The sequence below is a fragment of the Erythrobacter sp. YT30 genome, from assembly GCF_001542875.1.
GTDB lineage: Bacteria > Pseudomonadota > Alphaproteobacteria > Sphingomonadales > Sphingomonadaceae > Erythrobacter.
This window is the reverse complement of sequence record NZ_LMAF01000002.1, coordinates 1,401,230-1,425,556: the sequence shown is the minus strand read 5'-3', so window position 1 is coordinate 1,425,556 and position 24,327 is coordinate 1,401,230. Positions and strand designations below refer to the sequence as shown.

Below are 24,327 nucleotides of genomic sequence, written 5' to 3'. Positions count from 1 at the left end.
GCGTGCTCATTGCTCGGCGTTCAACCGATTAACGGTTCCGCGCGGAAGCAATATGTATGCCTGTCCGCGCCCGCTCATCCCGCCAGCAATCTCGCGCGCTTCTTCGCCTGCACCCCAGAATGTGTCGAAGCGGTTGGCGCCTTTGATAGCGCCACCAGTGTCCTGTGCGATCCAGAGCCCGTCGGCCACATCGCGATCAAGATCGAGGAAAACGGGCGCGCCATAGGGTACAAAGCGCGGATCGACAGCGACAGAGCTTTCCCTGCGCACTGGTACACCGATAGATCCCAATGGCCCATCCCCTTCAAGCTCGCGGAAGAAAATCCAGCTTTTGTTGAGCCGCATGAGCTCCCGGCCTTCTTCCGGGTTCTCGCGGATATAGGCCATGATGCCTTGCATCGACCCTGCATATTGACCCGGCCCATCACCCAGCAGCCCGCGATCGCGCATCACGCCGCCAATCCCCGTGTATCCGCGCCCGTTCTGGCCGTCATAACCGATGCGGATGATCTCGCCCGATTCCGTCCGGATGCGGCCTGAACCCTGAATTTGCAGGAAGAAGAATTCGACCGGGTCAGCGGCATAGGCGATCACGGGGACACGTCCATCGAGCGCGCCCTCTTCAATCTCTGCCCGCTCAAAGTAGGGGACGTGATTGCCGTTCTCATCAATGCGGCCAAGTGGGGCGCGGCCTGTGCGCTCGGACGCCGGAGTGCCTTCGGGCCAGCCACGCACCAGATCATCGGGGAGCGTGTAAACGGGGACATACCCTTCGCGGTAGAAGCGCGATCCAGCGATTTCAGGTTCGAAGTATCCAGTCGCAAAGGCTTCGCCATCGCCAATCACCGCCGTTTCAAAATACGACATGAAGAACGTGTCGGCCGTGCCGGGGTTTTCAGTGGCCTTGTCGCACGCCTCTTGCCAGTCGGATGGCTTGGTGAGCCCCGTGCGATCTTCGCGTGTGGTGAGCGTCGGGCAGCTTTCGATAAAGGAGCGGAGCGCAGCCTCAGCATCAGCGTCGCTGAAGACGAGTTCGGCCCTGCCAAACCGCTCGCTTGCAATCCGCGGCCCCGCGCGCACCCCTGCCAGCATCGCGCTGGTAGTCTCTGGTCCCGGGACGCCTGTGCCAGGCACGGGAGCAGGCGCGGCAATTGGCGGAGTGCTTTCGGGAATGAGCCGGACACAACCTGCAAGCAGAAATAAGGCGAAAATCGCAAGGGGGGAGCGCATCATCATGCGCCTTTGTCTATGCCGATGGAGTGACGGGCGCAATCATCTCGCGCCGCAAGTCACCCTAGCATGCCGTCAGATCAACCTTCGTCGGTTTCGTCGAGCAGCCAGTTCGGATCGCGCGACGATGTGCTGCGGGCAAATGTCCAGACATCGCGGCTTTCGATCGCATCATCGAGCGAACCGGCGATCACATTGCCATCCTTGTCGCGGGTAACAGCAGCGATATCGGCCACAAAGAGCACTGAAATGCGCGCCATGCCGCGGTCAAGCGATGCTGAATGGATGCGGGTTTCCTCAATGCGGATGAGTGAATTATCGAGCGTCTCACCGGCAGCCTCGCGCGCGTCGATTGCAGCGATGAAGCCTTCATAAACATCATCATCGCACAGATCGCGCAGCGTATCGCGGTCACCTTCCCAGAAAGCCTCAAGCACCATTTCATAGGCAGCTTTTGCGCCGTCCATGAAAATGGGGAGATCAAATTTGGGATCGGCATTGGCGATATCGCGAATTCCGCGCTCAACCGCTGGCATCAACCCGTCCATTTCGATCGAACGAGCAGGCGCTGGCGCGATTGTTGTCGCAGGCTGAGCTGACTGAGCCTGCTGATTCGCACCCGAATCAAAGCGATGCGGGACCGATTCCTCTTCATGCTCAGCGCGGCGTCCCAGCACAGAATACAGCCGGTAGCCCAGAAAAGCGGCAAAAAGAGCGAGGATTACAATTTCAGTCACATCAATTATCCGGTTTGTAAGCTGGCAACCACACACACGTTATGCACGATAGCCTTAAGAACCTCTCACTGCCTTAATTAGGCATCAAATACAATTCAGCAACGCCTGATTGGTTGCACATTGCGCCAATTTGGTCACGTAAAGTGCAAGCAAGATCGCCAAATGCGGCAAACGGGGCTGTTTCCCGGCGCAGTTGCGAGCCGCATTGCACCCTGCTAGGCGCGCGCCAAACAATTGCCGCACTCATGGAACGGGCGGAATGAACTTGTCCTTACAAATCTTGAAAGAGCTGACCTGATGGCCGACGACAACAACGTCCTTACCGATCTAGACAACCAAGCTGCAGGCGCAAATGGCGCTGACAACCAGCCAACCGCCGCTGTCATCACGCAATATATCAAGGATCTCTCAGTCGAAAATCCGAATGCGCCCGATGTCTATCAGTGGACCGATCAGCCGCAGATCGACGTGCAATTCAACATCGGTGCTGATCCGGTGGGTGAAGAAGTCCACGAAGTGACGCTAAAGGTGAACATCACCGCGACTGCAGAAAAGGGCCAGGCGTACATTATCGAACTCGCCTATTGCGGCCTCATCGGCATCCGCAACCTGCCCGAAGAACAGGCGCACGCTTTCATGTTTGCAGAAGCGCCCCGCATTCTGTTCCCATTTGCGCGCCGCGTCATTGCCGATGCTGTTCGTGATGCCGGTTTCCCGCCGCTGATGATGGACCCCATCGATTTCAACGGCCTTTACGTCCAGCAATTGCAGGCCAAGCGCGAAGCCGAAGCAGCAGGTGCTGGCGGCGATACACCTGCCCCCAATTGATCAGGACTCAATTGATTAGGCCGAGTGATCGGATAAGCGAAAGCGCGGGCAAGATGATATGAGCCTGCTCAAAAACGTCGGGACAATTGGATCGCTGACTTTGCTCAGCCGGATCGCCGGGATGGCGCGCGAGATGATTTTCTCGCGCGTGCTCGGCGCGAATGCAGTGACCGACGCGTGGTTTCAAGCATTCATCATCCCCAACGTGTTCCGCCGCTTGTTTGCCGAAGGAGCGTTTTCGGCAGCCTTCGTTCCGATGTTTTCAAAACGGCTGCACGGGCACGATGAACCTGAAAAAGGCCTCGAAGAAGCACGCAGCTTCAGCGCCGATGTGCTGAGCGTCTTTCTGCCAGTGCTGATCGCGCTGGTTGCGGTATTCGAACTCGCCATGCCCGGTGTTATCTGGCTGCTTTCAGAAAAACCGGTTGATCCCGAAGGTTTCGATCTCGCGGTTGATTTCGCGCGGATCATGTTCCCCTACATTATCCTTGTCAGCCTGGTGACGCTGTTCACGGGGATGCTCAATTCGGTATCGCGCTTTGCTCCCGGGGCAAGCTTTCCCATCATCCTCAACATCGTGCTGATCGCGGCGCTTTTGACGGGCGAGTGGTTTGCGGCGAATTCGGGCGCGAGCGTCGAACAAATCGCATACGGCATTGCCTGGGCGGTGATGGGCGCGGGGGTCATGCAGTTTGCATGGCTGTATTACTGGACCCGCGTCGAAGGATTTCGTCCCAAGCTCTTATGGCCGCGCATCACGCCAGAGGTAAAGCGGCTCGGCATTATCGCCCTACCCGCTGCGATTGGCGGCGGCGCGTATCAGATCAACACTTTGGTGCAGCTCTATTTCCTAAATCAGCTTGAGGATGGATCGGTCAGCTACATGAACTACGCTGATCGCCTCAATCAGCTGCCGCTCGGCATCATTGGCATCGCGCTTTCAACCGCGATCCTTCCGACGCTCAGCAAATTTGTAGGCGGCGACAACAAGGAAGGCGCGGACCGCATTCAGTCAGACGCGATCGAACTGTCGATGTTGCTCACCATTCCGGCTGCGGTCGCATTGGCGATCTGCGCCGAGGCTTTTGTCACCATGATTTTTCAGGGCGGGCGGTTTGATCTCGCTGATGCGTCTGCCACCGGAAACGTGCTTGCAGCACTCGTGATGGGATTGCCTGCCTATGTGCTCGTAAAAGTGCTGGTGCCAAATTTCTACGCGCGATCTGATACCAAAACGCCGGTAGTCGCTGCCTTTATTTCGCTCGCCGTTTTCATCGCATTCAACTTCGCTCTGCTCGATACTTACGGCGTTGTCGGCGTCGCTTTTGCCAGCGTTATCGGCGCTTGGATCAATGTAGCCTTCCTTCTGATCGTGCTGGCCCAACGAGGCCATTATCGCATTCCCGGCCTTCTGCTGTTTCGGATAGCGCGCCAGGTGCTTGCCGCAGCTGCCATGGGCGCGGCCTTGTACTATGCGAACGGCCTTCTGGCAGATTGGTACTCGGCTGGCGTGTTCGCAAGGCTGGGTGCGCTCGCCGTCCTCGTCGGGGCAGCGGCTTTGGTCTATTTCGGCATTGCCTTTGCAGTCGGCGCGATTGATCGCCAGCGCATAATTCAGCTGACACGCAAACAGGCCGCGCCTTCCGACAAGACGGAAAGCGATCTTGCCCCCTAGAAATGGTGTGTTAGTAGCCGTCGCCATGAAAGTGATGACGCCCATAACCGGTTCAGCCCCGCTGCGATCTGTAGTGCGCGGGCGGGCGGCCCCTTATTGGCCGATTGGTCGATGGCTAGGCCGCTCCTGAAAGAGCCCCTGAGAGATCTCAGCGCATCGGCCTTATTGCTAGGCCAAAATCATCACTAGAAAGAATTCATCATGAGAGTCGTATCCGGAATTCAGCCCACCGGGCAGCCGCATCTTGGCAATTACCTTGGCGCCATCGTCAATTACGTGAAATTGCAGGATGAAGCACACGCTGCAGGCGGGGAATGCTTTATCTTCCTCGCCGATCTGCACGCTATCTCCATGCCGCATGACCCGGCCGAACTTTCCGCGACCACTCGCGAAATGGTCGCGACTTTGGTGGCTTGCGGGCTCGATCCATCAAAAACGGTGCTCTTTAATCAAGCACAGGTTCCCGCCCATGCCGAATTGCAATGGTTGCTGTCCGGCACGGCGCGCATGGGATGGCTCAACCGGATGACGCAGTGGAAGGATAAAGCGGGAAAGAACCGCGAAGGGCAGTCCATCGCGCTCTTCACCTATCCCGTGCTGCAGGCCGCCGATGTGCTGCTTTATCAAGCGACCCACGTGCCGGTGGGTGAAGACCAGAAACAGCATCTGGAGCTTGCCCGCGACATCGCCCAGAAATTCAACAACGATTTCGCAAGTGAGGATGCGCCCATTTTCACTCTGCCCGAACCTATCATCCCGCCAGAGGCCGCGCGGATCATGAGCTTGCGGGACGGCAATGCGAAAATGAGCAAGTCCGATGTATCCGATCTCGCGCGGATCAATCTCATCGATGATGCCGATACGATCATGAAAAAGGTCAAAAAGGCAAAGACCGATCCCGAACCTTTGCCAAGCGAAGAAGCGGGACTTGAAGGCCGCGCAGAAGCGTTGAACCTCGTCAGCATTTACGGCGCCTTGTCAGGGCAGAGCGTATCAGATGTGCTGGGTGAATTTGGCGGGCAAGGATTTGGCGTATTCAAACCCGCTCTTGGCGAATTGATGATCGACACACTCAGCCCCATCAACACGCGTTTCCGTGATTTGATGCAGGACCGCGAGGCATTGGACGCCATCCTTGCTCGCGGCGCTGCAAAAGCGCGTGAAGCAAGCGGCGATACGCTTGCCGCGGCGTACAAAGCACTGGGTCTGGTGCGCGGTTGATCGCTGCTGAGGCACGTTCAAACCCCGTTCACACCTTGGTTTTATCATATCGCGCGACAGTGGCGCCTTACTGGTTGAGGTCAGGTGCCTGCACCTTGCGCGCCGTTCATGCGGATGCGGATGGATGCAGGTGTCACGCGTGGGGAACGCAGAACGTGTCACTGACGTTTGACTCTAGTGAAAACTCAAAGGGTATGTCATGTATACAACCAAGATGACCTCAAAATCGCGCACCAGTTCCCGTGGCCGTCTGGCCCGCATCGCGCTTCCACTGGCAATCGCTGCTGGACTTTCTGCTTGCGCTCCCGCTTTCAAAGCGGATGTTTCGCGCTTTCAAAGCCAACTTCCCGCCCCTCAAGGCGAAAGCTTCGCCATTGTCGCTGGTGATCCGCAACTGGAAGGCGGGCTCGAATTTTCGCTCTACGCCGATCAGGTTGCAGCGGAGATGGCCGAACTCGGCTACACCCGCGCCAGCGATCCTTCGAGCGCATCCTTGCTGGTAAGCTTCGACTATGATGTCGATAATGGCCGTGAACGCGTGCGCACGGTGGGCGGCGGATTTGTTGGTGACCCGTTCTTTGGTCCCGGCTTCGGCTTCAACCGCGGATTCGCGTTCCGCCGCAATTACGCTTTCGGCTTCTACGATCCTTTCCTCGCCGGACCGGACGTGCGTAGCTACACCGTTTACACCAGCGAGATAGATCTGAAGATCGACAGCACCGCAACGGGTGAGCGCGTGTTCGAAGGAAAGGCGCAAGCGCTATCGCGCTCAAACCGCCTGCAAAAACTGGTGCCGAACCTGGTCGAGGCTTTGTTTGTGGACTTCCCCGGCAATTCGGGCGAAACTCTGCGCATCACGATCAAGAATGATGAAACGAAGGTGAAAGAGCTCGACTGATCGACCACACTGATATTCACCCACCAACCTTGGATGGGACGGAAAGGCGGCGCAAGGGATCAGCGCCGCCTTTTTGCGTTTGGGATTAAAGCTTTGCGTGCCCGCCTGTAGAGCCGAAACCGCCTTCGCCGCGCTGGGTGGCGTCAAGTTCTGCCACCTCATCCCAAGCTGCCTGAACGACGGGCGCAATCACAAGCTGCGCCACGCGATCTCCGCGCGCGATTGAAAAGGGTTCATCGCCGTGATTGATCAAGATGACTTTCAATTCACCGCGATAATCGCTGTCGATGGTGCCGGGCGTGTTGGGCACAGTGATGCCGTGTTTAAGCGCAAGGCCTGAACGCGGGCGCACCTGAATTTCAAATCCATGCGGGATCGCCATGGCAAGTCCGGTGGCTACCGCATAGCGCACACCTGGCTTGATCACCGTATCCTCGGCGCTGACAACATCCATACCGGCTGCGCCATCGGTTGCATAAGCGGGGAGAGGCAGGCCTTCACCATGGGAGAGGCGCTTCACCTCGACCCGCACCGGATTGCTCATTCAGCGGCCTCTTTTTGAAGCGCGGACGCGATGCGTTCGACCAGTGTCATGGCCACTTCCTGTTTCGGCATTTCATCGAGGCTTTCAACGCCTTCACCCGAAATGATGTGCACGCGGTTTTCATCGCCGCCCATTACACCTGTCCCATGCTCATCGCTCGACACGTCATTGGCGATGATCCAATCGGCGGCCTTGCGCTTGCGCTTTTTCTGGGCGTTATCGATGAGGTTTTCGGTTTCGGCGGCAAAGCCAATCACCAGCTCAGGTCGCTTGCTGCCAGCTGCCACGTTGGTGAGGATGTCGGGGTTTTCCGTCAGCATCAAGGCAGGCGGAGCAGAGCCGCGCTTCTTGATCTTTTCATCCTTGTATTCCTTGGGACGCCAATCGGCGACGGCTGCAACCATGACAGCGACATCGGCGGGCAAGGCGGCTTTCACCGCGTCACTCATCTCCGAGGCGCTTTCGACATCAACGCGCTTTACGCCTGCCGGCGTCTGGAGCCAGACGGGGCCCGCCACCAAAGTCACTTTCGCACCCAGCGCGGCGGCCGCTCCTGCAATGGCGAAACCTTGTTTTCCGCTTGAACGATTGGCGATGTAGCGCACCGGATCGATCGATTCCCAAGTTGGCCCTGCGGTGACGAGAACGTGGCGTCCTGCAAGCGGTTGATAGTTGGGATCGCTCGCAAATTCACCAACCGATGCTGTGGCAGCTTCGACGGCGGCACCATCTGTAGCTTCTTTTGCAGCGGCTTTCTTCGGGGCAGGTGCTTCCTCGACGGTCTCTTCTTCAATCACCTCTGGCTCGGATTGACGCTCGTTGAATTCGTGATTGATCGCGTCAGGATCAATCGGAGGCGCTGACCCTGCGCTGCCTTTTGAGGCAAGGATTGGTCCATCGAGATCGGGATTGAATTCAATCTCTTCTTCTTCAACCGGCGGCAAATCTTCGTCAGCGATCTCTTCATCGAGCGCTGCGTATTCTGCTTCGAGCTCTTCCTCGGTCCGCTTGGGCGTTGAACGCGGGATGATCCGCGAGAGCAATCCGCCAAGTCCGCCGCCTGAGCTTTCTTCAGTCTCGTCTTCTGGTTCCAATGCTTCAGACGCAAGATCATCAGCCGCATCGTTCGCAGCAACAGCAGGCGCGCTGGGTTCTGGCACTTCAAGACCAAGTTGCTCAGCAACAGCGCGCCAGATCGCGTCGGGCTCTGGCAGGCGACCGTATCCAAACTCGCCGCACGCCATCGGCCCCTCATCGGGATCGAGCACAAGCGTGCCGCCTTCGCGCAGGGCATCGATATTGCGCTGGGTTGAGGCGTGTTCCCACATCCGCACATTCATCGCGGGCACTGCCATCACGGGCTTGTCCGTCGCGAGGATCAGGGTTGTGGCGAGATCATCGGCAATTCCGTTCGCCATTTTCGCCAGCAAATCTGCCGTTGCCGGACACACCACCACCAGATCAGCCTCACGGCTCAACTGAATGTGCCCCATTTCGGCTTCGTTCTTGAGATCCCAAAGCGTGGTGTAAACCTGGTTTTCACTGAGCGCGGCGAGCGACATGGGCGTCACGAAGTGCTGACCACCCTTGGTCACCACGCACGTAACATCCGCCCCGCCCTTGCGCATCAGCCGGACGAGCTCGCACGATTTGTAGGCCGCGATCCCGCCGCCTACGACAAGTAGAATTTTTGGTCCGGCTCCGGCCACTTTTGACCTCTATTGGCGTGGGCGCAGCTTGACGAACAAATGCGCCAAACCTTCCCCATGAAACACTCGTATTGAGAGACCTAGCCTTCCCACGCTCATCGGCCAAGTCCCAGCGGACTTCCTTGGGACACAATGGTAAATTTTTCGCTATTGTCTGTTGGGCAGGAAGCGTAGGAAGTTGCCGGGTCGAGGGAGAAAATCATGATAATCGCGCTGCGTTTTCTGCTAATTCTGGGCGGCGGAGTGCTGCTGTTTATGGCGGCAGGCTTTTTGAGCGATCCGGTGGGATCGGGAGCGGACTTCGGACTGGTGATTGAGGGCGCGCACGCCACCACGTCTGCACGGGCCGATTTCACGGCTTTCTTTGGAGTCTCCGGCATTTGTTATCTTTGGGGCGCGCTGGCTCGGCGCGCCGATCCGCTGATCATCGGCGCTGCCCTGATGTTGGTGGCGCTGGCTGCGCGACTTCTCTCACTATTTATCGATGGAAGTTTTGAAGGTTTCATCGCGCCGATAGTGTTTGAAACGGTGTTCGGCGTTCTAGCACTGATTGGCGCAGCGGCGTTGCCGGGCACCAAAAAGCGAAGGGGCGGAATACAAAGCGCTCTTTAGACTGCTTTCCTACTCTCATCGAGAATGGCAGCGCGAAGAAAGCGCTCTTTCCCATTGTCGACTTCAACGCAAATCTCCTCGCGTGTTGAGATGAGAGCGTCCTGTCTGCACAAGCCGATTGCAGCAGTTTGAGCGGATTCAAGGCCTCACACCCCGTGTCCGTCAACCTGACCAAAATCATCTATACCGCTGTAAAGAAGAGGTTATTTTCTAAATCGTGAGGGTGACAGGGTGTAACCTTTGTCACCCTAATAGGCCGGTTATCATCAGCGCGAGCATTGCGCCGGCCCCGCCCAACCCAGCTATGAAATAGCCGAGAACCCCCGGTCCGGTCCTTTCCTTGCGATCGGTGAGCAAGCGAATTTCCGGCAGCGGCGGTGCTTCGGGCGCGCCGCCCTTGGGCGGAAACTTTTCTTCCAGACGGCGAACGAGGCCGGGAAGGCGTAGCAGGGTTTCAGTGTCTTCCTTGATGCGGTCAGCCAACGCGGATTCGGGGCCAAGCTCATCGCGGATCCAGCTGCGCACATAAGGTGCAGCGGTGTCCCACATATTGATATCAGGATTAAGCTGGGTCGCGATCCCTTCAACCATCACCATGGTCTTTTGCAACAGCAAGAGATGCGGCTGTGTCTGCATGTCAAAATCGCGGGTGATCGCGAACAGGCCATCAAGCATTTGCCCGACTGAAAGCTCTTTCACGGGCTTGCCACGCATGGGCTCACCCACGGCGCGCAGCGCAGTCGCGAATTCGCCGACCGAATGGTAACTCGGCACATATTGCGCTTCGAAGTGAATTTCGGCGACGCGCTGGTAATTGCCTGTGGTCAAGCCATAGAGAATTTCGGCAAGCCACTGCCGCGCGCGCCTATCAATGCGGCCCATGATGCCGAAATCAATCGCGACAATCGTGCCATCGTCCTCGATGAACAGGTTTCCCTGGTGCATATCGGCATGGAAGAATCCCGCGCTGATCGCCTGAGTGAGGAACGAGATCACCAGCTTTTCGGCGATCTTATGCAGATCGTGCCCGCGTGCTTCGAGTTCGTCGAGGCGCGAAATCTTGACCCCGTCGATCCACTCAATGGTCATCACTTTGCCATTGGTGCGATCCCAATCAATCTCGGGGATCCTGTAGCCACCAACACCCGACATTTCCTCGGCAAGCTCGCTGGCGGAGGCAGCCTCGCGCCGCAGATCGAGTTCAGAATTGGTCCAGCGTTTGAAATTCGCAATCGTCAGGCGCGGGCGAAGGCGTGTTGCCTCACCGCCCATCGCCTCAACATGAGCTGCCGCCCATTCATAGGTCTGGATATCGCGAGCGAACTTTTCCTTGATGCCGGGGCGCAGCACCTTGATCGCGACTTCGCGCCCATCGGTGGTGACACCCTTATGAACCTGCGCAATGCTGGCAGCGCCAACCGGGTCTGGATCGATCTCGCTGAACAGGTTCTCAATCGGTTGGCCAAAGCTGGTTTCTATAACGGCCTTGATGTCGCCAAACCGAACAGGAGGGAGGCTGTCCTGCAGGCTGAGGAGATTGTTTGCCGCTTCCTCACCAACAAGATCGGGGCGGGTCGCCAGCGATTGTCCGAGTTTGATCGCGGCGGGGCCAATTGCGCGGAATGCGCCCGCATAATCAGGTTTGCCGCTTTTGCCTGTCAGAGTCGCCCAGCGCGCAAGCTTCGCCAGCCGTTTTACAGGCGTTGGCGCGTTGGGATCATCCTCAATTCCGACAAGCGCGCGCCGCCGGGCAAGCGTAATGCCCCACCGTGCGAGACGCGTAAGATGCACAACGGGCGCCGTCACTGGATCAGATTTTCCATCCTGAATGGATCGCGACCGCGCCGCCCAGAATGATCTCGGCCTTGGTGTTCACAAAGCCAGCAGCAGCGATCATCCGCTCAAATTCTGCAGGCTTTGGAAATTTGCGAATGGATTCGGCGAGATAGCGATAGCTTTCTGTATCGCCTGCAATCACCTGCCCCATGCGCGGCATGACATGCATGGAATAGAGATCATACACCTCGCGAAAGCCTGACCATTCCGTGGTCGAAAACTCCATGCAGTAAAAGCGTCCGCCGGGGCGCAGCACGCGATAAGCCTCAGCCAGGGCTTTCTCTTTGTAAGTCACGTTCCGGATTCCGAACACAATCGTGTAAGCGTCGAAGGAATTGGAAGGAAAGCTCACATCCTCAGCATTTTGATGCGAGAAAACGAGGCTGCCCGTTTCCTCGGCCTCACTACGCTCCATGGCACGTTCGGCTCCGACATCCAGCATATCCTGATTGATGTCGGCGACGGTCACATTCGCCCCGCGATCAGCCATGCGAAACGCAATATCGCCAGTGCCGCCAGCCATATCGAGGATGTTTTCGCCGGGTTGCGGTTTCACCCGCTTCACGAACCTGTCTTTCCACCCGCGATGCATGCCGAATGACATCGCATCGTTCATAATGTCGTATTTCTTGGCGACGCTGGTGAAGACGTCGCCCACTCGGCGCGTTTTTTCTTCAGGCGAGACCTCTTCGTATCCGAAAGAGACGGTTTCGTCCGAGGGTTGTCCAGAAGATTTGGGGGTACTCTGAGTCATGTGATGCGCCCTAGAGGGAATTGCAGCATTGGCAAAGGGTGTTAGTGGGATGGGAAATGCCTGAATTACCAGAAGTTGAAACTACGGTTCGCGGTCTCGCCCGGTTCCTTGAAGGGGAGCGGATATCGCGCGTAGTTCTGAACCGCCCCGATCTTCGCCGACCGTTTCCCCAAGATCTCGTCCAGGTGATGACAGGCGCGACGGTGTCGAGCCTTTCCCGGCGGGCTAAATATGGCCTCATCCATCTCGATCGCGATCAAACGGTTGTCTTTCATCTGGGCATGAGCGGACGTTTTCGGATCGATCCTGAAGAGGCCGACAAGCACGATCACATGCTGATCGAAACGGCAGATCACGCTTTCGCCCTGTGCGATCCGCGCAGATTCGGCTCTGTCGACATGATGGCCACAGGCTCTCTCGGTGATTGGCCGCAATTTGCAAGCCTTGGCCCCGAACCCTTGGGGCCCGATTTGACGTCCGAATACCTCAAGGCCGTTCTCAAAGACAAAACGCAGTCGATCAAGCTGTGCCTGCTCGATCAGCGTATCGTCGCGGGACTTGGCAATATATATGTATGCGAAGCGCTTTGGCGTGCTGGCATTCGCCCGACAAAGGCAGGGGGCAAGGTGACAAAGCCCCAGCTTGCCCGGTTGGTGCCAGCTATCAAGGATGTGCTCGAAGCGTCCATTCGCGATGGCGGGTCATCTTTACGCGATTACGCCGCGCCCGATGGGGAACTTGGCTATTTCGCGACCCGCTTTGATGTGTATGGCCGCACTGGCGAAGCCTGCCGACGCGCGGATGGCGGCATCATCCGCCGGATCGCGCAAGGTGGGCGTAGCACCTGGTATTGCGCTAAGTGCCAAAAGTAGAAGTGCTGGCAGCAAGCGAATCCTTGACCTAGGCGGGTCTTGCGCATATGTGCCGCGCTTTCCGACGCCCGGATCGAATCTGCGGCGCCGCTTTCAATTTCGAAAACGCCTGAACATTTGGGTCGCTTCAAGCGGCCGCCACAAAACGCGAGACAGACAGAATTATGGCCAACACGCCGCAAGCCCGCAAACGGATCCGCCGCAACAATGCCCGCGCGGAAGTGAACACCGCCCGCATGAGTCGCATCCGCAGCTTCATCAAACGAGTCGAATCGGCTTGTGAAGCTGGCGACAAGGATGCAGCTGCAAAGGCTCTGAAAGCTGCTCAGCCTGAAATGGCACGCGGCGTTGCACGCGGAGTGCTCCACAAGAACACTGTCGCGCGTAAAATGTCGCGCCTTACTAAGCGTGTGGCGAGCCTCTGATTCGCGGCTTTAGCTGAGGGAAATCACGCAAGTGGTTTCCGTGGAATTTCTAAGGGCTTCGCCGGATTGGCGGGGCCCTTTTCATTTGACGGAAATATGACAAGCGCGTGCGTCAGCGAAGTCAGCTTTTCCCGCGATTCGCAGCCTGTCGAAGCTGAATTTCTTGTCAAATCAAGGACATGAACGGACGCCTGCGGGCTTGCGCCGAGTCAACAGAATTATTGCAAGAATATTAAAATTTGGTCCTTGCTTCTCAGGCCAATGCGCTCTTTATTCATTTCTCACCCGGAGCGGGACAGTCCGGGTTCTTACAGTCTAGCCGATAGGGGGTCGCTCGCAAGAAGTGCTTTTGCGGGGTGGGTGAGCTTTGCCTGTCGCACAGTGTAAAACCATCTCGGATCGCGGTTCCGGGGTTGAGAGAGTTATGGGGAATTGAAACCTGATGGTTCACAGAATTGATAAGGCGCGGGCAACGCGTCGGCACTCGGATGAAGATTTGATGGAAGATGCTGAAGCCGTAAATTTGGCTGCTGATTGGTCTGATATCAGCCAAGGCCTTCGAAAAGACCTCGGACACCAATTGCACAGCCAGTGGATCAAACCGATCCAAGTCGGCGGCATCAACAAAGAGACGGGAACGCTCGATCTTTTTCTGCCCACGGAGTTTTCTGCAAACTGGGTAAAGGATCGCTTCCACGACCGCCTGCAGCTCGCGTGGAAAATCGCCCGCAGCGAAGTGCGCGAAGTGAACATTCAGGTGCACCCTGGCCGCCGCCAGCTTCCCGAATTGCGCCTTGATGATGGTCGTCGCGCGGCAAATGACGGCGCGAGCGCCATCGCGGTGGCAGCCGGTACGATCGGCGATGCCGGTTTTACTTCGAGCGTTGGCCTTGATCCGTCGCTGACATTCGCTGCGTTTGTGACGGGTGAGGCGAACGTGCTCGCCTGCAATGCAGCACAGCGCATGGCCGCAACCGAACAGCCGCAGTTTTCGCCGCTCTATCTCAAAGCTGCGACCGGCCAGGGAAAGACTCACCTGCTGCACGCTATCGGGCATGGTTTCCTGCAAGCTCATCCACGCGCGCGCATTTTCTACTGCTCGGCAGAACGGTTCATGGTCGAATTCGTGCAAGCACTGAAAGCCAACCAGATGATCGAGTTTAAAGCGCGCCTTCGCTCTTTCGATCTGCTTCTTGTCGACGATATTCAGTTCATCATCGGCAAAGCGTCTGCTCAGGAAGAGCTGCTCTACACGATCGATGCGCTGCTCGCCGAAGGTAAGCGTCTGGTGTTCGCGGCTGACCGTGCACCGCAAGCACTTGATGGTGTCGAACCGCGCCTTCTCTCGCGTCTTTCGATGGGCCTTGTCGCCGATATTGCCGCTGCTGACATTGAACTGCGCAAAAACATTCTGGAATCGAAACTTAAGCGGTTTGCTCCGCTCAACGTGCCCGACGATGTGGTCGATTTCCTCGCCCGCACCATTACACGCAATGTGCGCGAACTGGTGGGAGGCCTTAACAAGCTGATCGCCTACGCGCAGCTGACTGGTCAAGAGGTTTCGCTCAATCTCGCCGAAGAACAGCTCACCGATATCCTGTCGGCCAATCGTCGCCGGATCACCATTGATGAAATTCAGCGCACAGTCTGCCAATTCTATCGGATTGACCGCAGCGAAATGTCATCGAAGCGCCGCGCGCGTGCCGTTGTGCGCCCGCGTCAAGTGGCCATGTATTTGTCGAAAGTTCTCACCCCCCGCAGCTATCCCGAAATCGGTCGGAAGTTTGGCGGGCGCGATCACTCCACCGTTATTCACGCAGTGCGCCTGATCGAAGATCTGCGCCAGCGCGATGCCGATATGGATGGCGACGTGCGCAGCCTGCTCCGCCAACTCGAAAGTTAATCGAAAATCTGATCTGAGACCCCCGTACGCTCCCGCTTCGGCGGGAGCTACTTCTGCCTAACTTCACAGGTTTTCCATTCCCCATCCACCGCGCTGTGCACAGGGCGTCTTATCCGCACCCTATTCACAAGGCGTCCACAGCCTGCCAACAGAGTTGTCATGGTCGACAGGTTGTTCACAAACTCACCCACAGAGGTATCGACGGGCTCTGATGCAAATGACAGCGGGCGGACGCCGTCTGGCCTCTCGCCTGCCCGTCTTGATAGGTTTGCCCGCCACATCGTCATTCCTGAGATTGGCGGCGCTGGCCAGATGGCGCTCGCTTCCAAGCATGTGGTTGTCGTCGGCCTGGGCGGGATTGGCTCGCCAGCGCTTCAATATCTGGCAGGCGCCGGGGTTGGCCGATTTACGCTGATCGATGATGACGCGGTCGATGTGTCGAACCTCCAGCGTCAGACAATCTTCACCACTCGCGATGTGGGGCACGGCAAGGCGACCAGCGCACGTCGCTGGCTCGCCAATTTCGATGACGCGCTGGACGTCGCGATTTCCGACAGCCGGATCACCAGTGAAAATGTCGGAGACCTGATTTCAGGCGCCGATCTTGTGCTTGATGGGACGGACAATTTCGCAACCAGGCTCGCTGTGTCAGACGCCTGCGTTGCCGAGCGCGCACCTCTGCTGTCGGCTGCCGTCGGCCGGTTTCAAGGACAGGTCGGCGCCTTCGCCGGGCATTTGCCCGATCAGCCGTGTTATCGCTGCTTTGTCGGAGATGCCTTCGATGCGGAAGACTGCGACACCTGCGCAGATGACGGAATGCTGGGTGCGATGGCGGGATGGACAGGCAGCTTTGCCGCGATGCAGGCCGTCCGCATATTGCTCCAGGGCGTCAGCGCGTTTGGCGATCCCATGTTCGGGCAGTTGCATATCCTCGACGGTCTGCAGCCTGGCATGCGCTCTATTCGCGTATCCAAAGACCCTGCCTGTAAGGGATGCGGAATGGGAGCCTGACCGGTTCTCCACGAAGATAAGTCAGCATCATCATGCGATGGCATACATCGCCGCGAATCCGGCGATTGCAATGAGCACCAGTTTGAACGCGAGCGATAAATCAAGCCCTGCGCCAAACGCCTCCAGATGGTTCTTGGATTGTGGAGCGTTTCGCAATGATCCAGTGCCGCGCAAGGCTGATCCGATACCCAGTAACAGGATCACGAGCGGAAATGTCACAATGGCGACAATGAGATAGAAAGAGGTGTCGCTCCCGCTATCGCACGCGCCGTCGATGCAATCAGTCCAGCTGAAAGCCAGATACAGGAAGGGCGGCACGAAAATCACCGCCGGGATGAGCGTTCTTATGGACACTCCCGGAGTGATACCAAACATGGGTTAAAGGCGTGTTTGCAGCACCTCTTCCGCCCATTGCGGCACCAGTTCACCGGCAGGGCCGTGGCGCGATTCTGCGAAGAAGTGGCTCCCCTCGCTCGGTTCAAGGTTCAGCTCCAGCGTCTCCGCTCCCGCCGCTCGGGCCTCCTGCACAAAGCCTGCCGCCGGGTAGACCGCGCCTGACGTGCCGATGCTTACGAACAGATCGGACACCGCGAGTGCTTTGTAGATACGCTCCATCTGGTAGGGCATTTCGCCGAACCACACGACGTCCGGGCGCAGTGATGGCATCGCACATGTAGGACATTTTGGCCGATCCAACATCGGACCATCATGAGGCATGCGCACCCCGCACGATGAGCACAAAGCGCTCTTCAATTCGCCATGCATGTGCAGCACCTGTTTTGATCCCCCGCGCTCGTGCAGATCATCGACATTCTGCGTCACCAGCAGCAGCTCGCCCGGAAACTCCGCTTCGAGCCGCGCCAGCGCCCGGTGCGCAGGATTGGGCTCCACCTTGGCGAGCGCCTCTCGCCGCATATCGTAAAAGCCGAGCACCAGATCAGGATTGCGCGCAAAGCCTTCCGGCGTCGCCACATCTTCGACCCTGTGTTGTTCCCACAAACCGCCTGCAGAGCGAAAAGTGTCTATGCCGCTTTCTGCGGAAATTCCTGCGCCTGTAAGGATGACGATGCGTTCAATTCCTGCCATGGAGCGCATTCTCCCACAGGCATCGGAGCAAAGGCAATGAGCAAGTCAAAAATCCGCTTCGCGATCATTGGCCATAAAGGGCGCATGGGCCTGGCTATCGCCGAAGCCGTTGAGGAAGCCGGGCACGAATTTCGCGTCGGGGTCGATCTGGGCGGCGATCCAGAGCCACTGCTTGGCCAGGCAGATGTGGTGGTCGACTTTTCATCGCCCGATGCGCTTGCAGCCAATCTCAAAGCCGCGTGCTCTGCGGGCGTTCCGATCCTTGTCGGAACGACAGGTCTCGAACAGGATCAGTTTGTCGCATTGGCTGAAGCGGCAAAGACCATCCCGGTCCTTCAAACCGGCAACACATCATTGGGCGTCACACTGCTTGCCCATCTCGTGAAAGAAGCCGCGGCAAAGCTTGGACCGGACTGGGATATCGAAGTTCTCGAAATGCATCACCGGATGAAAGTCGATGCGCCTTCGGGGACGGCAAAGCTGCTGGGTGAGGCTGCGGCTGAAGCGCGGGGAGTTAGCCTTTCGGATGCAATGGATAGCGGCAGGCACGGCCATACTGGCGCGCGGCGCGATGGCGATATTGGCTTTGCAACCCTTCGCGGAGGCACGGTTGCAGGCGAGCACAGCGTGATCTTTGCAGGCAATGAAGAGCGGATCACCCTTGCCCACTCGGCAGAAAACCGGAGCATTTTTGCACGCGGAGCCGTGCGCGGGGCAGAATGGCTAATGGGGAAACCCGCAGGGCGATACTCGATGAATGATGTTCTTGGCATCTGATCGCACAGGACAAAATGACCAAAGACCAGATTTTCGAATTCTTCCGGCGCTTGGCAGAAGGCAATCCCGAGCCTGAGACCGAGCTGGAATACGGCAACGCCTATCAGCTTGTCGTGGCGGTCGCCCTGTCAGCGCAGGCGACCGATGTGGGCGTCAACAAAGCGACGCGTGCGCTGTTTGCGAAGGTGACGACGCCGCAGCAAATGCTCGATCTGGGGCTCGAAGAGTTGATCCGCCACATCAAGACGATCGGCCTCTTCAACTCAAAGGCGAAGAACGTGATCGCCTTGTCGCAGCTGCTCGTCGATGAATATGGCGGCGAAGTTCCAGACACACGCGATGATCTGGTGCGCCTTCCCGGAGTGGGGCGCAAAACGGCGAATGTGGTCCTGAATTGCTGGTTCAAACAGGAAACCTTCGCGGTCGATACGCACATCCTGCGCGTCGGCAATCGCACAGGGCTTGCCAAAGGCAAAACGCCGGAAAAGGTCGAGGAAAAACTCGAAAAACGCGTGCCGGAGCCTTTCCGCCTCCACGCGCATCACTGGCTGATCCTGCATGGGCGCTATGTCTGCAAGGCACGCACGCCGGAGTGCTGGCGGTGTGAGTTGGTGGATTTGTGCAGCTTCAGGAAGAAGGTGCTGGAGAAGCCGAAGGGGAGGTAGTCCCAGCACTCGTGTCATTCCCGCGAAGGCGGGAATCCAAAGTCTGATCTTGCGAAACACGCAGTTGCTCACTTTCAAAAAGGAGCGACTTTGCAGTGAGGCTGCGAAAACCCGAGACTATCCAAAAGGCCGCTCCGTCACTCCTTGGATCCCCGCATGCGCGGGGATGACACTTGAGGGTGGCGCGGGCGCTAGGGGCCTTGGACACCGCACCCTTTGTCATTCCCGCGAAGGCGGGAATCCATGGACCGAGACAATAAGCCGCTCACCGGTTCAGATCATACCAAAGATCGCGCCAATCCGGATTGCCCTTCTCAATCAACTCCACCTTCCAGGCCCGCCGCCATTTCTTCAGCCCTTTTTCACGGGCGATAGCGTCATTGATATCGCCGAAAGGTTCCAGATGGACCAACCGATCCACTTTGTAGCGCTTGGTAAAACCTGCGGCGCGGCCCTCACGATGCTCCGCTATCCTCTCGATCAGACGCGTGGTCACACCAACATAAAGCGTGCCGCTTTTCTGGCTTGCGAGAATGTATACCCATGCAAAGGGCTGATCGCTCACTCCATGGATCCCCGCCTTCGCGGGCATGACACAGGGCGCCTAAACATCATCCGCCGAGATCATTTCCTCGCGGTCGATCTCGTTTGTCAGGCTCGCAACGGTTGTCGCCACCGCCGCATCGCCTGACACATTGGTTGTGGTGCGCATCATGTCCATGATCCGGTCAATCCCGGCGACCAGAGCGATCGTTTCGAGCGGGACGCCCACCGCGCCGAACACCAGCACCATCATGATAAGGCCCGCGCCCGGAATACCCGCCGCGCCAATCGCGCCCAGCGTGCCGAGGATGGAAATTAGGAAATAGTCGCCCCAAGTCAGGTCCACGCCAAACACCTGCGCGCCGAACAGGGTCGCAAGGCCCAGATACATCGCGGTGCCGTTCATGTTGATCGTCGCGCCTAGGCTGATGACAAAGCTCGCGACCGAGTTTGAAACACCCAGGTTCCGTCTCGCGCAGCGCAGTGTCACCGGCAATGTCGCATTTGAGCTTGCCGTTGAATAGCTCACCGCAATCGCATCCACGATGCCGCGGAAGAAATCGATCACGGGCAGCCGCGCGATAAACTTGATCATCCCGCCATAAATCAGGCCGATGATGAGGAAGCATCCGAGGTAGTTGAGGATCACCACAATCCCGAGTGCCTGCAGCGCCTCCAGCCCCAACGTGCCCGCAACCCACGCCATCAGCGCGAAAACGCCGAACGGGGTCAATTCCATCACGACCATCGTCACCTTTTGCATGACGATGCTGCCGCTATCGAAGATTTTGAGCACCGGCTCGCCCTCTTCCTTCGCCATCAGAATGCCGATGCCAATGAGGAGCGAGAAGATGATGAGTGGGAGCACATTGACGTCTGCCATCACCTGGACGGGGCTGGATGGCACCATTTCGAGGATCATCTGCTGAACCGTCACGCCCGTTTCCTGACGTTCCTGCGCACGTTCCAGCGCGGCGGCATCAAGGTCCATTCCGCTCGCATCGAGGCCGGAACCAGGCTGCACGATCGTTCCGATAGCTAGGCCGAGCCAAACCGCGATCTGGCCTGTCACCACGAACAGCAAAAGAGCGCGCCAGCCAACACTGCCCAGTTTCTTGAGATCGCCAATGCTCGCGACCCCTGCAACGAGGCTGAAGAAAATCAGCGGCACCACTAGCATCTTGATAAAGGCAATGAAGATATCGCCGATAATCTTGATGCTCGCGGCATCCGGCCCCCAGGCAAAACCGACGATTATGCCAAGGATGAGCGCACCGATGACGCGCTGCCACAGGGGGATTGCGAACCAGGATTTCATGGGAGAGTTACGCCTCTTCTTTGGTATCTTTGAGCGCAAGAGCGCCGAGTGCCGCGCGCCGATAGATGCGGGCTAGCACATCAAGATCAGCGATGGCGACGGCCTCATCGCGCTTATGCATGGTCGCGTTGCACAGGCCAAATTCGATCACCGGGCAGACACTGCGCAGAAAGCGCGCATCTGACGTGCCGCCGGTGGTGGATTGTTCAGGCTTGTTGCCCGTCTCCGCCTCAATCGCGTCTGCGAGCATGTGTGAAAAGGCGCCGGGTTCGGTGAGGAAAGGCTCGCCCGAAATGATCGGCAGCGCGCGCCCGCCGTGCTTTTCGGCAATGGCTGCGACGCGTTCGGAAAGGCTGGCGCCCGTGTGTAGATCATTGAAACGGATCGAGATACGCGCCTTTGCCTCTGCCGGGATGACATTGTGCGCCTTATTGCCGACCTCCATATCGGTGATCTCGAGATTGGAAGGCTGGAACCAATCGGTCCCGGTATCGAGCGTTAGTGCATCCAATTCTGCAAGGATTGCGACCATCTTGGGCAGGGGATTATCGGCGAGATGCGGATAGGCAACGTGGCCCTGCGTGCCTTCAACCGTCAGCCAGATATTGACCGAGCCGCGCCGCCCGATCTTCATCATATCGCCCAGCTGGTTGACCGAGGTTGGCTCTCCGACAAGGCACAGATCAGGCTCTAGCGCCTCTTCGCGCATATAGTCGATCAAAGCGCGGGTCCCGTGGAGCGCCGGGCCCTCTTCATCGCCGGTGATGATAAAGCTGATCGTACCTGCGTCTTGCGGGACGTCTTTCACCGCTGCGATCATGCACGCGATGGAGCCCTTCATATCGACCGCGCCGCGGCCATAGAGAAGTTCGCCGCGTTCTTCGGGTTCGAAGGGTGCGCTTGTCCAACCCTCGCCGGGTGGCACCACGTCCAGATGGCCGGCAAAGGCAAAATGCTTCGACCCTTCGGGCCCTTTGCGAATGGCAAAGAGGTTTTCGACCGGAGCCTCGTCGGTCCCTTCAGCCCCATCACCGCGCTGGAAACGGTGAATGTCAAAACCCAAAGGCGCAAGCAGCGCCTCCATCACGTCGAACACTTCGCCTGTTGCTGGCGTAACGCTGGGCGCCGCGATCAACGCCTTGGCATAATCTAAAACTTCACTCATCCCGCGTGGGGTAGCACGCCTATTGGGCGGCGCAAGCGATCACGTAACCGTATCATATTGTTCGATCACCCATTGTTCGTCTTCGGACGCGGTGATCCATTCCTGCATCCAGGCGTGTTCCCAGATCGCTTCCATATAGCTTTGCGCAAATCCGGGGACGCCGATTCCGTAGGTGATGAAGCGGGAAACCACCGGTGCGTAAAAGATATCGGCCGCGCCAAAAGTGCCGAACAGGAATGGCCCGCTGCTGCCATGACGCGCGCGTGCCTCTGCCCACAGGCCCAGAATGCGCACGATGTCTTCCTTGGCCTGGTCCGACAGGTTTTGCAGCTGGATCCGGCGGCGCACATTCATCGGCATATCGCTGCGCAAGGCGGCGTAGGAGGAATGCATTTCAGCCACCAAAGAGCGCGCCATTCCGCGCGGTGCATCGTCCTTGGGCCAGAAACGATCCCGCCCCACCTTGTCAGCAAGGTATTCAAGGATCGCGAGGCTATCCCAGATGACGTTGTCGCCATCCCACAGGATCGGCACCTTGCCGGACGATGGCTGAAAATCTTCCTGAGATTTGCGCTCTTCCCATTGCTCACCCAATAACGGCACGGTGATCTCTTCAAACGACAGGCCCGATTGCTTGGCCGCGAGCCATCCGCGAAGGCTCCAGCTTGAATAGTTCTTATTTCCAATGATCAGTTTCACGCGCGCAGTTCCACCTTTTGCCGCTGTTTCGGCCATGTCCTAGATATTCAGGCTTTCGCTGTCGAGGCTGAACAGGTTACGGGAGTGTATCAAAGAGTAACGGACAACGCCTCGCCATGAATCTGACCCAAACGCACTTACCCCCTTTCCATCTCGCCTTTCCCGTCGATGATCTTGCCGCCGCGCGAGGCTTTTATGGCGAAGTGCTGGGCTGTGCCGAAGGGCGATCAAGCGAGGAATGGGTGGATTTCAATTTTCATGGCCACCAGCTCGTCGCGCATATGAGCAAGGATGCAGGCGACCGAACGCACAATGAAGTCGATGGCGAACATGTGCCCGTCCCGCATTTCGGGTTGGTCCTCGGTATGGAAGACTGGCGCGATCTCGCCGACAGATTGCGCGCCGCAGGCATGGATTTCGTGATTGAACCCACGATCCGCTTCGAAGGCCAACAGGGCGAACAGGCAACGATGTTCCTGCGCGATCCGGCAGGCAATGCGCTTGAATTCAAGGCGTTTGCAGATCCAGCAGCACTGTTTGCGAAATAGGCGGATCGGCGGCGAGACCGGCCACTGGCAACACCACTCAATCAGCCATCTGTGCGCGAATTTGTGACTGTCTCGAAAGGGACGCGAGCCACACATCCCAAGCCGGCCTGCAAGTTCCATCCGACCATCGGCAAGTGCCAACCGTAGCAAGCCATTCTTCCAACCGGTCACCAGCCAGTGGCTCGCCTTCCGCGCGAACGAAATCTCCGAACATCTCCGCCAATTCCGGGGACCAGTCAAACAGCTGAAAAACGGTTGCAGCCCTGAATTGCGGATCCTCGGCATACAGGCGATCAAAGAATGCGAAGTATTCAGCCTGCAGATCCTGACTGCCATTCATCGTACCAGTCCTCGATGCAAAAGCCGCCGGGTCACCCGCATAGCTGACGGGACAGCCTAATTCCTGGATCATTATCGGTCGGCCGCGCGCCATATCTTTCATGATCTGAACGTCGCGTTCCCATTGGCTCTGTCCGGCGATTTGGAGTTCAGCATCAAGGCAATAGTGATTGACAGTTGCCACATCCAGGCTGTCGTTTAGCTGCGCTGCAAAATCGGGAACGGTCGAGGGCGCACCGATGGTAAGCGTAACTGTCGTCGCCAAATCAGGGTCAATCGCCTTAATCCGCCGCGCACCGGCTTGATAAAATACCAAGGCATCGCCAGCCGGAACAAGCCCGTCGGCGATCGGCGAATCCACCTCATTACCCATGGAAAGCGCCCACACATCAGGGCCAAGCAGCGGCACCATCCAGTCCAGAAATCTTTGAAAGCGCTCCAGGACTTCCGGGGATGCGAGCGAAAGGCCATCCCTCAGCTTTCCATCACCATCCAGCAGGTCTTCCGGCAGCGTTAGGCCATCGGAATCGAGCGTGGACAGGGTCACAAAGACCAGCTGTCCCCTCTGTCGCGCGGTTTCCAGCGCTTCTGCGAGAGGGGCAGCTTCGGATTGTCCGGGCTGTGTTTCCAATTCTGGCCAGTCCAACTGGATGCGGCTGATGCTGGCCCCGCTCGATGCTGCCTCATCCAGCAAGGCAGCCGAGCGCATTTGTCTATCAAAGGGGCCTTGAGACAAATCATCAAACCCAACGATGATCCCCATGTGCGGGCCATCGGCCAGTCGCGCGATTTCGAACCCGGTGTTGCTCGCTATTGGCGGCAATCCTCCAACAACAGGAGCCGGATTGGGCAATGGGCTGGCTTCATCATTCCCACATGCGGAAAGCGACAACACAGCCGCAAGGCAAGCAATTGCATAACACCGAGACATC

General features: G+C 57.8%; 25 protein-coding genes. 12 read left to right on the top strand and 13 right to left on the bottom strand.

Translation table 11 applies throughout. The annotated features are described in order from the left end of the window. Nucleotides 1-6: 6 nt before the first annotated feature. Nucleotides 7-1,230 (bottom strand): murein transglycosylase A, encoded by a 1,224-nt coding sequence (locus tag AUC45_RS11520; protein WP_082701174.1) that lies wholly within the window; start codon nucleotides 1,228-1,230, stop codon nucleotides 7-9. An 80-nt stretch (nucleotides 1,231-1,310) separates the two neighbouring features. Continuing rightward, a complete protein-coding gene (locus AUC45_RS11515) occupies nucleotides 1,311-1,967 on the bottom strand; it encodes a Tim44/TimA family putative adaptor protein (RefSeq protein WP_082701098.1) in 657 nt (218 codons plus the stop codon). Nucleotides 1,968-2,264: 297 nt separating this feature from the next. Here AUC45_RS11515 and secB point away from each other — a divergent pair, with 297 nt between their 5' ends. The 4 genes from secB (at nucleotide 2,265) to AUC45_RS11495 (ending at nucleotide 6,589) form a co-directional block, all read left to right on the top strand. After that, a complete protein-coding gene (gene secB / locus AUC45_RS11510) occupies nucleotides 2,265-2,795 on the top strand; it encodes a protein-export chaperone SecB (RefSeq protein WP_067602606.1) in 531 nt (176 codons plus the stop codon). A gap of 58 nt (nucleotides 2,796-2,853) precedes the next feature. Further along, entirely contained in the window at nucleotides 2,854-4,470 is a 1,617-nt protein-coding gene (gene murJ / locus AUC45_RS11505; protein WP_067602603.1) for a murein biosynthesis integral membrane protein MurJ, read from the top strand. A gap of 201 nt (nucleotides 4,471-4,671) precedes the next feature. Next, complete coding sequence (gene trpS, locus AUC45_RS11500; protein ID WP_067602600.1) at nucleotides 4,672-5,691, top strand: tryptophan--tRNA ligase; 1,020 nt, start codon at nucleotides 4,672-4,674, stop codon at nucleotides 5,689-5,691. 199 nt (nucleotides 5,692-5,890) lie between these two features. Then, nucleotides 5,891-6,589, top strand: a complete 699-nt coding sequence (locus AUC45_RS11495; RefSeq protein ID WP_233998724.1) for a DUF4136 domain-containing protein — start codon at nucleotides 5,891-5,893, stop codon at nucleotides 6,587-6,589. Between the two features lie 85 nt (nucleotides 6,590-6,674). On the opposite strand, the gene dut is transcribed toward AUC45_RS11495, so the two are convergent. Both dut and AUC45_RS11485 read right to left on the bottom strand, forming a co-directional pair. Then, a complete protein-coding gene (gene dut / locus AUC45_RS11490) occupies nucleotides 6,675-7,133 on the bottom strand; it encodes a dUTP diphosphatase (RefSeq protein WP_067602597.1) in 459 nt (152 codons plus the stop codon). Next, nucleotides 7,130-8,842, bottom strand: a complete 1,713-nt coding sequence (locus AUC45_RS11485; RefSeq protein ID WP_067602594.1) for a phosphopantothenate--cysteine ligase family flavoprotein — start codon at nucleotides 8,840-8,842, stop codon at nucleotides 7,130-7,132. Before AUC45_RS11485 ends, dut begins: the two co-directional genes overlap by 4 nt. Before the next feature lie 201 nt (nucleotides 8,843-9,043). Between AUC45_RS11485 and AUC45_RS11480 the strand changes: the two genes are divergently transcribed. Then, on the top strand, nucleotides 9,044-9,454 hold the full coding sequence (locus AUC45_RS11480) for a hypothetical protein (protein WP_067602591.1): 411 nt from the start codon (nucleotides 9,044-9,046) through the stop codon (nucleotides 9,452-9,454). A gap of 243 nt (nucleotides 9,455-9,697) precedes the next feature. Here AUC45_RS11480 and ubiB read toward each other — a convergent pair whose 3' ends face one another. Both ubiB and AUC45_RS11470 read right to left on the bottom strand, forming a co-directional pair. Then, nucleotides 9,698-11,260: a 2-polyprenylphenol 6-hydroxylase gene (gene ubiB / locus AUC45_RS11475; protein WP_067602588.1), complete on the bottom strand. Its 1,563-nt coding sequence runs from the start codon at nucleotides 11,258-11,260 to the stop codon at nucleotides 9,698-9,700. A gap of 4 nt (nucleotides 11,261-11,264) precedes the next feature. Continuing rightward, the gene (locus tag AUC45_RS11470) at nucleotides 11,265-12,044 is read right to left on the bottom strand and encodes a class I SAM-dependent methyltransferase (RefSeq protein WP_067602585.1); all 780 of its coding nucleotides are present in this window, start codon (nucleotides 12,042-12,044) and stop codon (nucleotides 11,265-11,267) included. A gap of 56 nt (nucleotides 12,045-12,100) precedes the next feature. Between AUC45_RS11470 and mutM the strand changes: the two genes are divergently transcribed. From mutM to AUC45_RS11450, 4 genes are all read left to right on the top strand, one after another. After that, nucleotides 12,101-12,916, top strand: coding sequence for a bifunctional DNA-formamidopyrimidine glycosylase/DNA-(apurinic or apyrimidinic site) lyase (gene mutM, locus AUC45_RS11465; protein WP_067602583.1), 816 nt, complete (start codon nucleotides 12,101-12,103; stop codon nucleotides 12,914-12,916). Between the two features lie 164 nt (nucleotides 12,917-13,080). Next, nucleotides 13,081-13,341 carry a 30S ribosomal protein S20 gene (rpsT, locus tag AUC45_RS11460; RefSeq protein ID WP_067602580.1) on the top strand — a complete coding sequence of 87 codons (261 nt, stop codon included), beginning with the start codon at nucleotides 13,081-13,083 and terminating at the stop codon, nucleotides 13,339-13,341. A gap of 442 nt (nucleotides 13,342-13,783) precedes the next feature. Next, nucleotides 13,784-15,244 carry a chromosomal replication initiator protein DnaA gene (dnaA, locus tag AUC45_RS11455; RefSeq protein WP_067602577.1) on the top strand — a complete coding sequence of 487 codons (1,461 nt, stop codon included), beginning with the start codon at nucleotides 13,784-13,786 and terminating at the stop codon, nucleotides 15,242-15,244. A gap of 159 nt (nucleotides 15,245-15,403) precedes the next feature. Next, a complete protein-coding gene (locus AUC45_RS11450) occupies nucleotides 15,404-16,255 on the top strand; it encodes a HesA/MoeB/ThiF family protein (RefSeq protein ID WP_082701097.1) in 852 nt (283 codons plus the stop codon). A gap of 30 nt (nucleotides 16,256-16,285) precedes the next feature. Here the strand turns inward: AUC45_RS11450 and AUC45_RS11445 are convergent, their stop codons facing one another. Next, a complete protein-coding gene (locus AUC45_RS11445; RefSeq protein ID WP_067602574.1) occupies nucleotides 16,286-16,630 on the bottom strand; it encodes a hypothetical protein in 345 nt (114 codons plus the stop codon). Between the two features lie 3 nt (nucleotides 16,631-16,633). After that, entirely contained in the window at nucleotides 16,634-17,341 is a 708-nt protein-coding gene (locus AUC45_RS11440; RefSeq protein WP_067602571.1) for an NAD-dependent deacylase, read from the bottom strand. 36 nt (nucleotides 17,342-17,377) lie between these two features. Between AUC45_RS11440 and dapB the strand changes: the two genes are divergently transcribed. Continuing rightward, nucleotides 17,378-18,118: a 4-hydroxy-tetrahydrodipicolinate reductase gene (gene dapB, locus AUC45_RS11435; protein WP_067602568.1), complete on the top strand. Its 741-nt coding sequence runs from the start codon at nucleotides 17,378-17,380 to the stop codon at nucleotides 18,116-18,118. 14 nt (nucleotides 18,119-18,132) lie between these two features. Continuing rightward, nucleotides 18,133-18,783 (top strand): endonuclease III, encoded by a 651-nt coding sequence (gene nth / locus AUC45_RS11430; protein ID WP_067602566.1) that lies wholly within the window; start codon nucleotides 18,133-18,135, stop codon nucleotides 18,781-18,783. Between the two features lie 265 nt (nucleotides 18,784-19,048). Here nth and AUC45_RS11425 read toward each other — a convergent pair whose 3' ends face one another. The 4 genes from AUC45_RS11425 to AUC45_RS11410 are packed head-to-tail and all read right to left on the bottom strand — an operon-like array spanning nucleotide 19,049 to nucleotide 22,508. Then, on the bottom strand, nucleotides 19,049-19,348 hold the full coding sequence (locus AUC45_RS11425) for a GIY-YIG nuclease family protein (RefSeq protein ID WP_233998721.1): 300 nt from the start codon (nucleotides 19,346-19,348) through the stop codon (nucleotides 19,049-19,051). A gap of 39 nt (nucleotides 19,349-19,387) precedes the next feature. Continuing rightward, nucleotides 19,388-20,644: a dicarboxylate/amino acid:cation symporter gene (locus AUC45_RS11420; protein ID WP_067602561.1), complete on the bottom strand. Its 1,257-nt coding sequence runs from the start codon at nucleotides 20,642-20,644 to the stop codon at nucleotides 19,388-19,390. 7 nt (nucleotides 20,645-20,651) lie between these two features. Beyond that, nucleotides 20,652-21,809: a succinyl-diaminopimelate desuccinylase gene (dapE, locus tag AUC45_RS11415; protein ID WP_067602558.1), complete on the bottom strand. Its 1,158-nt coding sequence runs from the start codon at nucleotides 21,807-21,809 to the stop codon at nucleotides 20,652-20,654. Between the two features lie 39 nt (nucleotides 21,810-21,848). Next, the gene (locus AUC45_RS11410; RefSeq protein WP_067603839.1) at nucleotides 21,849-22,508 is read right to left on the bottom strand and encodes a glutathione S-transferase family protein; all 660 of its coding nucleotides are present in this window, start codon (nucleotides 22,506-22,508) and stop codon (nucleotides 21,849-21,851) included. 116 nt (nucleotides 22,509-22,624) lie between these two features. On the opposite strand from AUC45_RS11410, the gene AUC45_RS11405 reads away from it, so the two are divergent. Beyond that, complete coding sequence (locus AUC45_RS11405) at nucleotides 22,625-23,056, top strand: VOC family protein (protein WP_067602555.1); 432 nt, start codon at nucleotides 22,625-22,627, stop codon at nucleotides 23,054-23,056. A 37-nt stretch (nucleotides 23,057-23,093) separates the two neighbouring features. On the opposite strand, the gene AUC45_RS11400 is transcribed toward AUC45_RS11405, so the two are convergent. Continuing rightward, nucleotides 23,094-24,326, bottom strand: coding sequence for a hypothetical protein (locus AUC45_RS11400; RefSeq protein ID WP_156423834.1), 1,233 nt, complete (start codon nucleotides 24,324-24,326; stop codon nucleotides 23,094-23,096). Nucleotide 24,327: the final 1 nt, after the last annotated feature.